This window comes from Bifidobacterium jacchi, from assembly GCF_009078285.1.
Lineage (GTDB): Bacteria > Actinomycetota > Actinomycetes > Actinomycetales > Bifidobacteriaceae > Bifidobacterium > Bifidobacterium jacchi.
The window spans coordinates 10589-13615 of record NZ_RQSP01000053.1 but is presented as its reverse complement, the minus strand read 5'-3'; the positions used below and the strand labels follow the sequence as shown (position 1 = coordinate 13615).

The window sequence follows — 3027 nt, the reverse complement described above, 5'->3', positions numbered from 1 at the left end:
CCCCAGAGCCCCCCCTATAACACGCCCAAATGGACAAATCAGAGGAAAACTCGGCTATGCGGACTAGCATGGCTACGTATTCCCCACTGCTGCATGATGAGAGGAAGAGTGCATGGCGGGTCTGTTTCACGTCGCCCCGAAACAGGGCAATCCGCTCGGTACGGCTATTCGCCCCAATGGCTCCGGTCAGTACACATTCGGATTGGCGCTCAGTGCGGGACTTGCCGGTCTGCTGTACGGCTACGATACCGTGTCGATTTCAGGTGCAATCGAGTTTCTGCGCACCCGCTACACGCTGAGCACCACGATGGAAGGCCTGGTGATCTCCTCGATCGTGCTGGGAGCGGTCATCGGGGCGGCGAGCGCCGGCTTCTTCTCCGATCGGTTCGGGCGACGTCGCATTCTCATGGTCGGCGGCCTGTTCTTTCTGGTCGCCGCGGTGTGGAGCGCGCTCACACTGGGCCCCATTGACCTGATCACCGCGCGAGCCGTGGGCGGTTATGGGCTGGGTCTTACGGCGGGGCTGGCCGTCACCTATATCAGCGAGTCGGCGCCGACCGACATTCGCGGCACGCTGACGTTCTCCTATCAGATGCTCGCCGTTTGCGGCATTTTCCTGACCAACGTCGTCAACTACATCATCGCCTCGTATGGCACCACCCTGTGGGATATCAACTACGGCTGGCGTTGGATGCTGGGAATCAGCGCGCTGCCGGCGCTCGTGTTCCTGCTCGCCATGTGGAAGGCGCCGGAAAGCCCGCGATTCCTGATTCAAACCGGGCGCGTCGACGAGGGTTTCGCAGTGCTTGAGCATGTCATGGGCACGCAGCGGGCACGCACGCGCACCGATGACATCGCCGAATCGGTGCGGTTCGAGCGGATGCAGTCGAATTCATTCCGTGACCTGTTCCGCCCAGGTCTGCGCCGCGCGCTGGTCATCGGCATCTTTCTGGCGGTGTTCAATCAGGCATTCGGCATGAACGCCATCTCCTACTATGGCCCGGTCATGTTCTCCCGACTGGGTTTCGGCGGCGATACGGAGTTTCTTGCGGCGGCTTCCGTCGGCGGCGTCGAGCTGGTGTTCACCGTCATCGGCATGTATCTGATCGATTCGGTGGGTCGCAAGCGGCTCATGGTGGTCGGCTCGTCGTTCATGTGTCTGTTCGCGCTGGGCATCGCCACGTCGTATTTCGCGGATCGTCCGTCGCTGACGTTGGTGTTCGTCATGCTGTTCACGGCATCGTTCGCGATTTCGATGGGGCCGATTCCATGGATCGTCATTCCCGAGCTGTTTCCGACGTTTCTGCGCGGGCGGGCGACCGGTATTTGCGTGATGTGTCTGCTGTTCGCCAATGGTCTGATCGCGCAGTTCACACCGTTGATGATCGATCGGATGGGCGGCGGCGTCACCTTCCTGATCTTCGCCGGGCTTGATTTCGTATGCTTGTGCGGCGGGCTGGCGTTGGTGCCGGAGACGATGAACCGCACGCTGGAGGACATCGACCGCATGTGGCGGCCGAACACGCCCAAGGCTGCGGCCCAGTACGCGTTGGCGACGGCGAATGCGAACATCCGTCACGCCGAGGCGACGCTGCGGCGCGTGGAGAACGAGCGCATGCAGGCGTTGGGCATCAAGGCGCTGGCAGAGGATGCCCGTGCGGATGCGCAGCGTGAGCTTTCCATCATCGAGGAGGATGAGCTGCGGAGGGCGCGCATGGCGCATATGGCTGGTATGGCGGGTATGGCTGCCGGGCGGGGCGCTACCGCTGGTACGCCGGCAGCCGGCGCACCGGGTAGCACACTGGTCGACGATACGATGGACCATTCGGATGGTTCTTCGGATGACTATTCGGAGGGTCTGGATGACACCACGTCCGGCGACGACACCATCGAAGCGGTCACGCCGCATGCCCCACGCATTCTCAGCGCCCCCCCGATGCCGCGTGGCATGGCGCGACCGTCGATGATCGGGAGCTCCATCGCCGATTCGCTGGACCGCATCACATTCGACGATGCGGCTTCCAGCGTCGGCAGCGCGGATGATGCCAGTATTCGTGATGACATTCGGCAGGATATCGAGCGTATCGACAACGGGCGGGTCAGGAGCGCACGCGGCGCACGCGGCGAGCGAGACGAACGTGGCGCGCACGGCAAGCGTGGTGGCAACACTGGCCTGGCTTATGCATCGACTGACGAAAGCGCTGACGAAAGCGCTGATGAAAGCGCAAAGCCGGATGGTCGTTCGGTCCGCGTCGGGCGTCTGACCGTGGATGATCGTGCCGGCAGCAGTGTCAGAGGTGCGGCCAAGAGTTCGGATTCGGGTGCCGCTCAGAGCGTAGCTAGGAGTGCGGTTCGCAGTGCGTACCGAAACGCTGGGGAATCCTCGGGCAACAGGGCTTCCGGAGAGGCTCGACGTGCGGTCGAAAACGTTGACGTTCCTCAGCGCGGGCGCTCATCCGGCTCTTCGTCCAGCTCTTCGTCCGGTTCGCTGGATGGTCCGTCGATACCGCCGATTCCAGCACGCGCACAGTCGGTTCCGATGCGAGCGACAGCGACGCGGACCGTGCCACTGCGAACGAACGATGGCATCTCATACGACGGCACGACTCGTGGCAGCGTATCGCGCGCCGATGATAGTCGTCGTGCACCGTCCACCGATGCGATGGTCATCGAGGGTGGTATTGAAGGCTCGTCATCGGCATCCTCTGCAACGCAATCGTCAAAGGCGGAGTATGCGCGCGAAAACCGCGCCATCAACGCGGCTCTTGACAGTCTGGACGCACTGATTCGCAACTGACGGCCACCCGACGGCTCTCGTCGGCGACTCCTTGCGGCTGACACGCTGTGCGCACAGCCTGCCGGCTCGCCGGTCGGCTCGCACAGCACCTACAAACAGCTCCGCTGCTTGCTTGGTGGTGCTGTCCTCCGAGGGGGCCAACACCGCTCTGCCAATTACGAGACAAACCAGTGGCATGTTGGTTGCCAATTGGCAACCAATCACCAGCCAATCAGAACACCATGAACGGC

The 3027-nt window shown here is 62.6% G+C and carries 1 protein-coding gene; it reads left to right on the top strand.

Features of this window, described 5'->3' with window-relative positions; translation table 11 throughout:
* The first annotated feature begins 112 nt into the window (after positions 1-112).
* Positions 113-2797, top strand: coding sequence for a sugar porter family MFS transporter (locus EHS19_RS09605; protein ID WP_151917538.1), 2685 nt, complete (start codon positions 113-115; stop codon positions 2795-2797).
* Positions 2798-3027: the final 230 nt, after the last annotated feature.

What these genes read in the sequence shown, in the direction of transcription:
- EHS19_RS09605 (WP_151917538.1), top strand. Translation starts at nt 113, where the DNA reads ATGGCGGGTCTGTTTCACGTCGCCCCGAAACAGGGCAATCCGCTCGGT.